The sequence below is a fragment of the Pseudomonas schmalbachii genome (genome assembly GCF_017589465.1).
Classification (GTDB): domain Bacteria; phylum Pseudomonadota; class Gammaproteobacteria; order Pseudomonadales; family Pseudomonadaceae; genus Pseudomonas; species Pseudomonas schmalbachii.
Genome location: NZ_JAELYA010000012.1, coordinates 78188 through 90138 on the forward strand (window position 1 = coordinate 78188; position 11951 = coordinate 90138).

Below are 11951 nucleotides of genomic sequence, written 5' to 3' on the forward strand. Positions count from 1 at the left end.
GAGGTGTCCCATGAGACAGCGCAAGACACTGATCGCCGCGGCAATCTGTGCGGCCCTGTATGCCGGAGCGGCGGTGACCCCGCTGATCGATCACCTGGTTTCTTCGGCTCACGCCGCTAGCGGTTCGGGTAGCGGCGGTGGAGGCGGAGGTGGCCATGGCGGCGGTGGTGGAGGTGGTTCCGGCGGGGGCGGTGGTGGCTCCGGTGGCGGCGGGGGCGGTGGCTCCGGCGGCGGAGGTGGTGGCGGCTCGGGTGGCGGCGGTTCCGGCGGCGGTCACGGCGGCTCGGGCAGCGGCCATGGCGGTGATGGTGGCAGCGACGGCGGTGGACGGGGCGCCAACAGTGGTCATGGCGGCGCCAACAGCGGACCGGGGAATGCGCATGGTTCCTCTGGCCATGGGGTTTCCGGCAATTCCGGACCGGGCCGTGGCGAGGCGGAGGCGGGTGATACCCGTGGCCGTGACGGTGAAAGCGAAGCGCGCGGACGTGAGGCCGAAGGCGAAGCGCCACGCGGCCAGGACGGCGTCGGCGACGTGGCGGAAGCCCGTGGCCGTGAAGCCGAAGGCGAGGCTCCACGTGGCCAGGATGGCGTGGGGGATGTCGGCGAAGCCAGGGGCCGCGAGGCCGAAGGCGAGGCCCCGCGTGGTCAGGACGGCATCGGCGACGACGGCCGGGTCAGCAACTGAGTGAGCGTTCGCGCCGGAGTCAGGACGAGCAGCTGATTTCCAGATGCTTGCCCCACTCCGGCGGGCGTTCCGCATAACGCTCGCGTCCGGGCTGTTCGTCGAACGGCCGCATCAGCACTTCATACAACTCGCGAACCGGGGCGTAGTCGCCCTGTTCCGCGGCAGTGATCGCTTCCTGGGCCAGATAGTTGCGCAGCACATAGCGCGGGTTGACCGCGTGCATGCGTTCGCGCCGCTGCTGCTGGTCGCCGCCATCGCGTTCGACACGGGCGCTGTACTCGGTGGCCCAGGCATCGAAACCGGCCAGATCGACGAATTCCTCGCGCAGCCGCGCCAGCGCCTCGGCGGGCGCGCTGTCGCCCAGTTCGCGGAAGAAGCGGCTGTAATCCACGCCGCCGCTCTGCATCAGTTGCAGCAGACGCTGCACCAGCTCCTCGTCACCATCCTCGGCGCTGGTCAGGCCGAGCCGGCGGCGCATCAGGTCGAGGTAGTGCGCCTGGTACAGCGGCAGGAACAGGCCGAGGCTGGCGCGCAGTTCGTCCACCTCGACGAGGGGCGTCAGCGCCTGGCCCAGCGCCGCGAGGTTCCAGTGGGCAATCGGCACCTGGTTGCTGAAGGAGTAGCGCCCGGCATCGTCCGAGTGGTTGCAGATGTGCCGCGCATCGAAGTCGTCAAGGAAGGCGTAGGGGCCGTAGTCGAAGGTGATGCCGAGGATCGACATGTTGTCGGTGTTCATCACCCCGTGGCAGAAGCCGTAGGCCTGCCACAGCGCGATCAGCTCGGCGTTGCGCTCCACCACTTCGCGGAAGAACGCGGCGTAGGGCTGCTCCTGTTCCAGGCAGTGGGGGAAATGGCAGCGCAGCACGTGCTCGCCGAGCTCCTTCAGGCGCTCGGGTTGCTGGGTGTAATAGAAGTATTCGAAGTGGCCGAAGCGCACGTGGCTCTGCGCCAGGCGCAGCAGCATCGCGCCGGTTTCGCGGGTTTCCCGCCATACCGTGGTGCTCGATCCCGTTACGCACAGGGCGCGGCTGGTGGGGATGCCGAGGGCATTGAGGTATTCGCTGGCGAGGAATTCGCGGATCGACGAGCGCAACACCGCGCGGCCGTCGCCCATGCGCGAATAAGGCGTCTGGCCGGCGCCCTTCAGGTGCAGGTCCCAGTGCTCGCCGGCGTCGTTGACCACCTCGCCCAGCAGCAGGCCGCGGCCGTCGCCGAGGCGTGGGTTGTAGGCGCCGAACTGGTGGCCGGAATAGACCATCGCCCGCGGCTCGGCTTCCGCCCACAGCTTGTGCCCGGCGAACAGCTCGGCGAACACCGGGTTGTCCGCTTCCGCCGGATCGAGGTCGAGCAGCGCCATCGCCGCCGGGCTGGCGACCACCAGGCGCGGTTCGGCGATGGGGTCGGGCAGCACTTCGGTGGAGAAGGCATCGCCCAGGCGGGCATAGCGGTTGTCGAAAACCAGGTCGTCGAGCTTCTTCAAGTTGGGACTTTTCCACATGGAAAACGAGACAAGTCCGAGCATTGTGCTCGGACTTGTCCGAAGGCGTCCAGATTCAGGACTTCTCGGCGCCCGGTTTGAGCTGCTGCAGTTGCACGGGCTGGGCCTGGACCTGCGGCTGGCTCTGCGTCTTGCCGATGATCAGCTGGGCTTCCTGGCCCTGCAGGTTCTTGACGAACACATCGACCTGGTTGAACGCCATCTCGACGTTGTTCTCGCGGAACGCCACGGCAATCTTCGAGAGGATTTCGTCCACCGCCGGGTTGCGGTCGCCCAGCTCGCGCACGTGGAAGCGCAGTTCGTGGTCGAAGGTGCTGGGGCCGATATTGAGGAAGTACAGCAGCGGTTCCGGATCGCGCAGCACACGCGGGTTGTCGAGGCAGGCCTGCATCATCAGCTTGCGCGCCAGCGGCAGGTCGGTCTCGTAGGCCAGGCCGATCTTGATGGTCACGCGGGTGACGGTGTCGCTCAGCGACCAGTTCACCAGTTGGCCGGTGATGAAGGTCTGGTTCGGGACGATGATTTCCTTGCGGTCGAAGTCGGTGATGGTGGTGGCGCGGATGCGAATCCGGCTGACCGTGCCGGACAGGTTGCCGATGGTCACCACGTCGCCGATCCGCACCGGGCGTTCGAAGAGGATGATCAGGCCGGAGACGAAGTTGGAGAAGATCGCCTGCAGGCCGAAGCCGAGGCCCACGGAGAGCGCGGCGACCAGCCATTGCAGCTTGTCCCAGCTGACCCCCAAGGTGGACAGCGCGCTGACGATGCCGATGCCGCTGATCGAGTAGGACAGCAGCGTGGTCATGGCGTAGGCGCTGCCCTGGGCCAGGGTCAGGCGCTGCAGCACCAGTACTTCCAGCAGGCCCGGCAGGTTGCGCGCCAGGGCCACGGTGACGCCGGCGATGACCGCCGCGGTGAGCAGGTCGCCAAGGCTGATCGGCGAGCTGGAGGCGGTGTCGCCGCTGCCGCTGGTGAACTGGTACAGGGTGACGTTATCCAGGTAGGACACCACGCTGATCAGGTCGGCCCACACCCAGTACAGGGCGATGACGAAGCCGATCAGCAGGCCGAGGCGGATCAGGCGCATCGACTGCTCGTTGATCTGCTCGATGCCGAGGGTCGGTTCCTCCACCGTTTCGCCGCCTTCCGGGCCTTCCCTGGGCTGGGTCTGGCGCTTCGCCAGGGCGCGCTGGTAGGCCAGGCGGCGGGCGGCCACGCCCATGCCGCGGACGAAGGTCGCCTCGATGATGACCCAGAACAGCAGCAGGTACAGCGTATCGATCAGGCGGTCGGTGAGCTTCAGCGCGGTGTAGTAGTAGCCGAAGCTGACGGCCAGGAAGAGCGCGATCGGCAGGGCGGTGAAGGCCAGGCCGACGATCATCTTGATCATCGACGGCCGTTCGGTGGAGGGGCGGTTGAACAGCAGCTGGGCCAGCAGCCAGGTCATGGCGGCATAGCCGAACAGCACCACGGCGATCCCGATCACGTCGTCGGCCAGGCTGGCCGGCTGGTGTTCGGCGACCGTCACCACCGCGACCAGGAACAGCACGACGATGCCCAGCCGGCGCAGCAGCTTCCTGAGGAACTGCACCTGCGCCGGACTCCAGTGGAAGTGCCGCTCGGCGATGCCGCCCGGACTGAGGATGCGCAGGGCGGTGTAGAACACCAGCCAGACCTGGGCCATTTCCAGCAGGGCGCTGCCGAGGGTGGCGTTCTGTCCGCGGGCGTCGAGCACCAGCGCCAGGCCGCCGATGGCCAGGGCCAGGGTGCCGGGCATGGCCAGCGAGATGGCGACCAGCAGGGCCAGCGGCGTGTGCATCTGGCTGTCGCGCTTGAAGTGGCCGATATCGTCGTTCAGCGAATCCAGCTTGTCGTAGAGGTAGCGGCGCTTCCACAACAGCACGGCGATCATCAGCAGCAGCGGCAGGAACAGCAGCGGCCGCTCGATCAGTCCCTCGCCCAGTTCGCGCACGCCGGAGCCCCACGGCACCTCGGAAAGCTGGTGCTGCAGCAGCAGCGGTGAAATCTTGAACCAGGACAGGTCCAGCGGACGGTTGCTGGGAATCCAGAACATCTGCTCGTCCAGCGTGGCGCGCAGCTTCTGGCTGGTTTCCTGGAGCTGCGTCTGGTTCAGCTGCAGGGTGATCGCCTCGCTGAGCAGGGCATTCAGTTCGTGATTGAGGCGATCGGCCAGCTCGATGCGCGTGTTGACGACCTCGGTCAGGCCCTGGCGCAGTTCCGGCGTGAGGGTTTCCTGGGGATTCTCCGCGAGCAGCTTGTCGATGTAGAGCTGCACGTCGCCCAGTTCGTCGCGCTTCTGGTTCAGCTCGAACTGGTAGAGACGCAGGTCGGCGATTTCGTCGGCCAGCTTCCGGTCGGCCTTGATGATCGGCAGCGACTGCTTTTGCTGATAGAGGATCTTCGACAGCAGCAGGCTGCCGCGCAGGACGCCGACCTGCTGGTCGAGGGCCTGTTCGCCCTGGGTCAGGGCGTCCAGTTGCTGCTTGCTTTCCAGGTTGGCGCGGGTGAGCTGGTTGAGGCGGTCGGTGGTGCGCAGCAGGTAGTCGGAAAGACGCACGTTGTTGGCGTTTTCCTTGCTCAGCAGGGTATCCACGCTGGCTGCCGCGCCGGCCTCCTTGGACAGCTCGGCGACGGTCTTTTCCGACTGCTCGCGGCGCTTCTCGCTGATCATCGCCTGCAGATCGAGAATCTGCCGCTCCTGGCGCGAGATGCGCTCGCTGAGCAGGTCGCGCTGGCTGTTGGCAAGGTCCAGCAGCAGGTTGTTGCCGGCCAGTTCCTGGCGCAGCAGCTGGGCCTTGGCGTTCAGCGCGGCCTGTTCGGCCAGCAGTTCGTCATGCTGCTCGGTGCTCAGCGGCTTGCCGCCTTCCTTGCCGGCCTTGAGCGCCGTGGCGATTTCCAGCAGGCGGGTCTGGTTGGCGCTGATATCGGCCTGGGCGCGTTCCGGGCGGGTCTGCGCGGTGATGATCTGGCCCTTGGCTTCTATCAGCGTCTTCTGCCAGGCGGCCAACTGGCTGCTCTGCTCGTTCAGCAGCATTTCCAGCTGGGTGGCGCTGTAGCTGCCGTACGCCTGGCGGGCGGGCTTCTCGATCTCGCCGCGCAGGCGGGTCAGCACGCGCTGGTTCTCGTTGATCTGGCGCGGCGCGTCGGCCAACTGGCCTTTCAGCTCGGCGATCTGCTTGTCGCTGTCGTCCCTGGCCCGGAGCAGCCTGAGGGTGTTTTCCAGGCTGGCCTTGACCACTTTCTGGTCGGCTTCGGCCAGCTTGCGGTCGGCCAGGCCGTCCAGGCTCTTCTGCACTTCCCCGGCCTTGGGCACGTCGGTGTCGGCAGCGATAGCGGGCAGGCTGGAGAGAGTCGCGCCGAGCAGCACGACGGTAAGGAGGGAGCGCAACAGGAATGACATGATCGGGGAGGGACGCTCTCGATGCGATGGGAAAAGGGTAGTGTGCGGTTGCCGGAGCCTGCAAGGCTCCGACCGATGGTCAGACCGCGTCGTACGCGGTCTGTAGGACGAGGCGGGGATTACAGGAAGAGGCCCGGACCGGGACGACCTTCGGGGAATTTGACCCCCACCTTGCGAATCTTGTTCCCTTCCAGCGCGGCGACCGTCCAGGTCAGGCCATTCCACTCGACCTGGTCGCCGACGATCGCCTGGCCGCCGATCTCGTGAGCGATGAAGCGGCCGAGGCTCTGGCTGCCGTCGAGGTCGTCCAGCTTCAGGCCGTAGAGCGCCGCCACCGCGGACAGCTGCGCATCGCCTTCCAGCACGAAGTCGCCGAAGAAGCGTGCGCTGAGGCCGCGGTCCGGCGCCTGGCTGAACAGCTTGCCGAGGGCGGGCAGGTCATGCTCGTGGCCGATCACGCAGAGGATATCGTCGGCTTCGAGGATGGTGCTGCCCGACGGGTGGAGCAGCTGGGTGCCGCGGAACAGCGCGGCGATCCGCGTGCCTTCGGGCATCTTCAGCTCGCGCAGGGCGGCGCCGATGCACCACTTTTCCTTGCTCAGGTGGTAGACGAACAGCTCCCACTCGCTGGTCGGATGGACTTCCAGGCCGGCGCGGGAAATCGGCGCCGGGTCCGGCGGCACCACCACCCGCAGCAGCTTCGCCGCCCACGGCAGGCTGGTGCCCTGCACCAGCAGCGATACCAGCACGATGAAGAAGGCCACGTTGAAGAACAGCTGCGCGTTCGGCAGGCCGGCCATCAGCGGGAACACCGCGAGAATGATCGGTACCGCGCCGCGCAGGCCGACCCAGGAGATGAACAGCTTCTCGCGGCCGTGGAAGGCGCGGAACGGGATCAGTCCGACCAGCACCGACAGCGGCCGCGCGATGAGGATCATCCACAGCGCCAGGCCCAGCGCCGGCAGGACGATCGGCCAGAGGTCGTGCGGCGTGACCAGCAGGCCGAGGACCAGGAACATGCCGATCTGCGCCAGCCAGGCCATGCCGTCGAGCATGTGCAGGATGCCGTGGCGTGAGCGGATCGGCTGGTTGCCGAGCACCAGGCCGCACAGGTAGATGGCCAGGAAGCCGCTGCCGTGCACCGTGTTGGCCAGGGAGAAGATCACCAGGCCGCCGCTGATCAGCAGCAGCGGGTAGAGGCCGCTGGCCAGGTTCATGCGGTTGATCAGGTGCAGCAGCACCCAGCCGCCGCCGAGGCCGAGCAGCGCGCCGATGCTGAACTCGCGCAGCAGGTGGCCGAGGAACTCCAGGCCCAGCTCGCTCTCACCGTGGGCGAGCATGCTGATCAGGGTGGCGGTGAGGAACACCGCCATCGGGTCGTTGCTGCCGGATTCGATTTCCAGGGTGGCGGTGACCCGTTCGTTCAGGCCCTTGCCGCCGAGCAGCGAGAACACCGCCGCGGCATCGGTGGAGCCGACGATGGCGCCGATCAGCAGGCCTTCCATCCAGGTCAGGTTGAACAGCCAGGCAGCGGCCATGCCGGTCAGCCCGGCGGTGATCAGCACACCCACCGTGGCCAGCGACAGCGCCGGCCAGAGCGCCACGCGGAAACTGGCGACGCGCGTGCGCAGGCCGCCGTCGAGAAGGATCACGGCGAGCGCCAGGTTGCCCACCAGATAGGCCACGGGATAGTTGTTGAAGCCGATGCCGCCGGGGCCGTCGGTGCCTGCGACCATGCCGACGGCGAGGAAGATGACGAGGATGGGGATGCCGAGACGCGAGGAGAGGGAGCTGACCAGGATGCTCATGCCAACCAGCACCGCACCGATCAGGAAGTAGGTATTGACGGCTACGGCATCCAAGGCGGCGGTCTCCGGGCGGCGGACTCTTGAGGGGAAGCGGCTGCCGGGAATGATGCAGACCGTGTGCCGGGCGATTCTAACCTGCGGATTTACAAGGCTGTCAAAGGTTGTTACAGGGCTTCATTCTGGTGGCGGTCAGCGTAACGTTGTGGGCTTCGCAAGTTCGTAGGGTGGACAACGCGAAGCTTGTCCACCGCCCCGTCATTCCGCGCTTGATGGTGGAAAAGGCTTCGCCGTTTTCCACCCTACGCTCTTGCCATACCTGTAGGAGCAACTGTCTTGCATCGTCATGATGCTTCCCCCTCTCCCTCAGGGAGAGGGGACTGTCCGGAGTTGCCGGCTGGCATGGTGTACCACCTCACACCGTCGCGCCCCCTCTCCCTCCGGGAGAGGGTTAGGGTGAGGGAACCGGCAACGCGAGAGCATCTTCGTAGGAGCGGGCCATGCCCGCGAATCGCGCGCATGGCGCGCTCCTGCAAGGGATGGTGGCTTTCCGGAACAAAAAAGCCCCGGTGCGTGGCCGGGGCGGGAAAGACATGCGGAACTAGAACCACCCATCCTGCATGTCGAGACAGGTCTCGTCGCGACTTTCGAGCAGCGCCAGCTCATGGTGACAACCCGGCACCTCCCAGGTCAGGAAGTAACGCGCCGCCTGCAGCTTGCCGCGATAGAAGTCGGCGTCGGCCGGGTTGCCGCCTTCCTTCTCCAGGCGGACGAGGCCCTGTTCGGCGCGGATCGCCTGTTCCAGCCAGCGCCAGCCGATCACCAGGTGGCCGAACACCTTGAGGTACAGCGCCGAGTTGGCCAGCGTCTGGCTGACCTTGCCCTGCAGCAGGTCGCCGAGCAGCCCCAGAGTGACCGCCGACAGGTGCTCCAGGAGTTTTTCCAGCGGCTGGCGTAGTTCGTCCAGTGCCGGATAGCCGCTGGCGCGATCGCAGGCGGTGTGGATCAGCCGGGTCAGTTGCTTGAGGCCGGCGCCGCCGTTCTGGCTGAGCTTGCGGCCGAGCAGGTCGAGCGACTGGATGCCGTGGGTGCCTTCGTGGATCGGGTTCAGGCGGTTGTCGCGGTAGTACTGCTCCACCGGGTATTCGCGGGTGTAGCCGTGGCCGCCGAGAATCTGGATCGCCAGCTCGTTGGCCTTCAGGCAGAACTCCGAGGGCCAGGACTTGACGATCGGGGTGAGCAGGTCGAGCAGTTCATGGGCCTGTTTGCGTTCTTCCTCGCTTTCCAGCGTCTCGCAGTCGTCCATCAGCCGCGCGGCGTACAGGCCGAGGTCGAAGGAGCCCTCGACGTAGGCCTTCTGCGTCAGCAGCATGCGCCGCACGTCGGTGTGCTGAATGATCGACACCTGCGCCGAGGCCGGGTCCTTGGCGTCCGGCAGGCGGCCCTGCGGGCGCTGGCGGGCGTACTCCAGCGAGTACAGGTAGCCGGCGTAGCCGAGCATCACCGCGCCCATGCCGACGCCGATGCGCGCCTCGTTCATCATCTGGAACATGTAGGCCAGGCCGTGGTGCGGCTTGCCCACCAGGTAGCCGACGCACCCGCCGTTATCGCCGAAATTCAAGGCAGTGGAGGTGGTGCCGCGCCAGCCCATCTTGTGGAACAGCCCGGCCAGGGTCACGTCGTTGCGCGGGCCGAGGCTGCCGTCGTCGTTGACCAGGAACTTCGGCACGATGAACAGGCTGATGCCCTTCACCCCGGCCGGCGCGTCCGGCAGCTTGGCCAGCACCATGTGCACGATGTTCTCCGACAGCGGATGGTCGCCGCCGGAGATGAAGATCTTGTTGCCCCTGATCCGGTAGCTGCCGTCGGCGGCCGGTTCGGCGCGGGTGCGGATGTCCGCCAGGGACGAGCCGGCATGCGGTTCGGTCAGGCACATGGTGCCGAAGAAGCGGCCGTCGATCATCGGCTGCAGGAAGCGCTGCTTCTGCTCGTCGCTGCCGAACGCTTCGATCAGGTTGCCCGCGCCCATGGTCAGCAGCGGATAGGACGAGGTGGCGATGTTGGCCGACTGGAAGTGGGCGAAGCAGGCGCGCGACAGCAGGTTGGGCAACTGCATGCCGCCCTGCTCGAAATCGCGGGTGGCGTTCTGGAAACCGGCGCCGATGAAGGCGTCCAGCGCCGGCTTGATCTCCGGGATCAGCTTCGCGGCGCCGTCCACGTACTCGGGCTCGTTCTCGTCGTTCTTGCGGTTGTGCGGGGCGAACAGCTCCTCGGCGATGCCACGGGCGGTGGCGATGGCGGCGTCGAACGTGTCGCGGCTGTGGTCGGCGAAGCGTTCTCGGCGGGTGAGCGCTTCGGCGTCGAGGACTTCGTAGAGCTCGAAGGCGAGGTTGCGGGAGCTGAGCAGGGTTTCGGACATGGTTGGGGTCTCCACGGTAGTCGCCGCAGTCTAGGCTGGTGGGTACGGCCCGCCCAGCAACATTAACCGACGTGATAAGGGGTCAAAGTCCTGCGCGAGCGGCTAGAATGCGCGGCCCAAGGAGCCAGCCCGTCCATGAACTATCGCCACGCCTACCACGCCGGCAACCACGCCGACATGCTCAAACACATCGTCCTCGCCCGCCTGTTCGCCCTGATGGCGCGCAAGGACACGCCGTTCGCCTATCTCGACAGCCATTCCGGCGTCGGCCTCTACGACCTGCAGGGCGACGAGGCCAGTCGCACCGGCGAGTGGGAGCAGGGCATCGCCCGCCTGTGGGATCGCGACGACCTGCCGGAGCTGATGGCGGACTACCTGGACGTGGTGTGCGCGCTCAACCCGGACGGCGAACTGCGCTACTACCCGGGCTCGCCGGAGCTGGCGCGGCGCCTGACCCGTTCGCAGGATCGCCTGCTGCTCAACGAACTGCACCCGGAAGACGGCCGCCTGCTCAAGGCCAACATGGCCGGCGAACGGCGCATCGCCGTGCACCAGGGCGACGGCTGGCTGCTGCCGCGCGCCTTCCTGCCGGCGCCGGAGAAGCGCGCGGTGATGCTGATCGACCCGCCGTTCGAACAGGGCGACGAACTGGAGCGCTGCGTCACTGCGCTGAACGAGGCGATCAGTCGGATGCGCCAGACGGTTGTGGCGATCTGGTACCCGATCAAGGACGAACGCCAGCTCAAGCGCTTCTACCAGAACCTGCAGAAGAGCGATGCGCCCAAGCTGCTGCGCGCCGAACTGCTCATCCACCCCGCCGACAGCGCCGACCGCCTGAACGGCTCCGGCCTGGCCATCGCCAACCCGCCGTGGCCGCTGGAAGACGAACTGCGCAGTCTGCTGCCGTGGCTGGCGGAAAACCTGGCGCACAGCGAGGGCAGCTGGCGGCTGGATTGGCTGGTCGAAGAGAGCGGAAGGTAAAACACGTAGGTTGGTGCTGAGCAACGCGAAGCCCAACGCCACGCCGGGCCTGATGTTGGGCTTCGCTGCGCTCAGCACCAACCTACGGCTGTTGCCATAGCTGGCAGCACATAAGCCTTCAACCAATATTTTGAAGAACTTGATTCCAATCAATTCGCTCATCGCTGTATAGCAATGAATATAGCGCCCCGACATACCAGGGAGCGCCATATCTCATGCTCAACGATTTGCGGGCAGAGCTCGAATTTCAGCTGCAGGACGAACTGAGGCATCTGCGTCTGCAATCGGCGGTAGTTGGAATCTTCTTTACCGGTGTCCAGCTTGAGAACGGCGCTGCCGGGTTGTGCGCAACGCCGATCAAGTCGATACCGGAGGCGGTGTGTTGTCCCAGTTCGGCGAAAGCCCTGCCGTTCGCCGGCAAGCTGAAGGGCAAGCCCATCAGGTCCGTGTTGCACGACCTCGACCATCCCGCTGCCTTGCGCCGCACGCTGGCCCTGGCCACGCTCAACGCCCTGGTGGAAACCCTGTGGCGGCGCAACGGCGTTCCCTCCTGCGAGTACAGGGAGGCTGGCGACATATTCAGCGAGCTGGACCTGCAGCCGGCCGACAGGGTCGTTGTGATTGGTGCCTTCGCGCCCTATCTGCGCGAGCTGCGCAGGCGCGAGCAGGACTTTCGCGTACTGGAGAAGTACCCCTCCACCCTCAAGCCTGGCGAGCTGCGGCATTACGTTCCCGCTGACGATGCCTACCGGGTGATCCCGTGGGCCGATGTCGTGATCGCTACGGGCACCACGCTCCTCGACGGCAGCCTCGATCAGTTGTTGAGCTGGACCCGCCCCGGCTCGCGGGTCGCCCTGGTCGGTCCCAGCGTTCCCCTGTTGCCCGGTCCCTTCATCAAGCGCGGCGTCACGCTGCTGGGCGGCGTTCGCATACGCCAGCCGCAAGCGCTGCTCGAACTGCTCACCGAAGGGGCCTCCGGCTACCACTTCTTCGACGATCTCGCCCAGCGCGTCACTTTGCGGCTGGCTTGAGCGAGCCCGTAACGGATCTACATATCAGTCACCCTATAAAGGACTAGCTCATGTTGTACTCAGGTTCGCTGCCGTTTCCCCGGCTCCGTTTGCGCAGTGTCGTTCGCAGTA

The 11951-nt window shown here is 66.3% G+C and carries 7 protein-coding genes; 3 read left to right on the plus strand and 4 right to left on the minus strand.

Annotated elements, in window-relative coordinates; genetic code table 11:
• The first annotated feature begins 10 nt into the window (after positions 1-10).
• Complete coding sequence (locus JFY56_RS24560; RefSeq protein ID WP_208316734.1) at positions 11-685, plus strand: hypothetical protein; 675 nt, start codon at positions 11-13, stop codon at positions 683-685.
• A 19-nt stretch (positions 686-704) separates the two neighbouring features.
• Here the strand turns inward: JFY56_RS24560 and selO are convergent, their stop codons facing one another.
• The 4 genes from selO to JFY56_RS23510 all read right to left on the minus strand — a co-directional run bounded on the left by selO (position 705) and on the right by JFY56_RS23510 (position 9828).
• Positions 705-2165, minus strand: a complete 1461-nt coding sequence (selO, locus tag JFY56_RS23495; RefSeq protein WP_208316694.1) for a protein adenylyltransferase SelO — start codon at positions 2163-2165, stop codon at positions 705-707.
• A gap of 73 nt (positions 2166-2238) precedes the next feature.
• Positions 2239-5604 carry a mechanosensitive channel MscK gene (mscK, locus tag JFY56_RS23500; RefSeq protein ID WP_208316695.1) on the minus strand — a complete coding sequence of 1122 codons (3366 nt, stop codon included), beginning with the start codon at positions 5602-5604 and terminating at the stop codon, positions 2239-2241.
• Positions 5605-5723: 119 nt separating this feature from the next.
• Complete coding sequence (locus JFY56_RS23505) at positions 5724-7466, minus strand: potassium/proton antiporter (protein ID WP_208316696.1); 1743 nt, start codon at positions 7464-7466, stop codon at positions 5724-5726.
• Between the two features lie 544 nt (positions 7467-8010).
• On the minus strand, positions 8011-9828 hold the full coding sequence (locus JFY56_RS23510) for an acyl-CoA dehydrogenase (RefSeq protein WP_208316697.1): 1818 nt from the start codon (positions 9826-9828) through the stop codon (positions 8011-8013).
• Between the two features lie 135 nt (positions 9829-9963).
• Between JFY56_RS23510 and JFY56_RS23515 the strand changes: the two genes are divergently transcribed.
• Together JFY56_RS23515 and JFY56_RS23520 are read left to right on the plus strand one after the other, a co-directional pair.
• Positions 9964-10809 carry a 23S rRNA (adenine(2030)-N(6))-methyltransferase RlmJ gene (locus JFY56_RS23515; protein WP_208316698.1) on the plus strand — a complete coding sequence of 282 codons (846 nt, stop codon included), beginning with the start codon at positions 9964-9966 and terminating at the stop codon, positions 10807-10809.
• A 215-nt stretch (positions 10810-11024) separates the two neighbouring features.
• A complete protein-coding gene (locus JFY56_RS23520; protein WP_208316699.1) occupies positions 11025-11840 on the plus strand; it encodes a DUF364 domain-containing protein in 816 nt (271 codons plus the stop codon).
• Positions 11841-11951 lie beyond the last annotated feature (111 nt).